The following is a 627-nucleotide window of genomic DNA, read 5'->3' as shown; positions in this document are numbered from 1 at the left end:
GAAAAAGAAATAAAAAGAGAAAAAAAAAGAAAAAAAAAAGAAAAGAAAAAAAAAAAAAAAAAAAGGGAGAAAAAAAAAAGAGAAAAAGAGGAAAAAAAAAAAAAAAAAGGAGAAAAAAAAGAAGAAAAAAGATGAAAAAAAAGGAGGGAAGGAAAAAAAGGAAAAAAGGGAGAAAGGGAAAAAAGGGGGAGAGAAGAAAAAAAAAAATGAAAGAGAGTTTAATAAAGAAAAAGAAAAAGAAAAAGAAAGTGAATAGGGAAAAGAAAAAAAGAAAAGTGAAAAAGGAAAAGAAAAAGGAAAAAAGAGAAAAAGAAGAAAAGAAAAAAAAAGAAGAAAGAAAAAAAAAAAAAAAAAGAAAGTAAGAAGAAAGAGGAAAAAAAGAAAGGGAAAGAAGAAGAAGAAAAAGAAAAAAAAAAAGGGAGAAAGAAAAAAGAAAAAGAAGAAGAAAAGAAGGTAAAAAAAAAAAATAAAGAAAAAAAAAAAGAAGAAAAAAAAAAAAAAGAAAGAAAAAAGAAGAGAAAAAGAAAAAAAGGAAGAAAAAGAAGAAAGAAAGGGAAGAAAAGAAAAAAGAAAAAAGAAGAGAAAGAAAAAGAAAGAAAGAGAAAAAAAGAAAAGGAAAAGAAAAGA

At 22.2% G+C, this 627-nt stretch carries 1 protein-coding gene; it reads left to right on the top strand.

The annotated features are described in order from the left end of the window. Positions 1–131 precede the first annotated feature (131 nt). Positions 132–362, top strand: a complete 231-nt coding sequence (locus DNK85_RS12800) for a hypothetical protein (protein ID WP_119329622.1) — start codon at positions 132–134, stop codon at positions 360–362. Positions 363–627 lie beyond the last annotated feature (265 nt).

The sequence above is a fragment of the Cysteiniphilum halobium genome (genome assembly GCF_003574425.1).
Taxonomy (GTDB): domain Bacteria; phylum Pseudomonadota; class Gammaproteobacteria; order Francisellales; family Francisellaceae; genus Caedibacter; species Caedibacter halobius.
The sequence above is the reverse complement of the archived record's forward strand: the minus strand, read 5'-3'. Positions and strand labels throughout refer to the sequence as shown.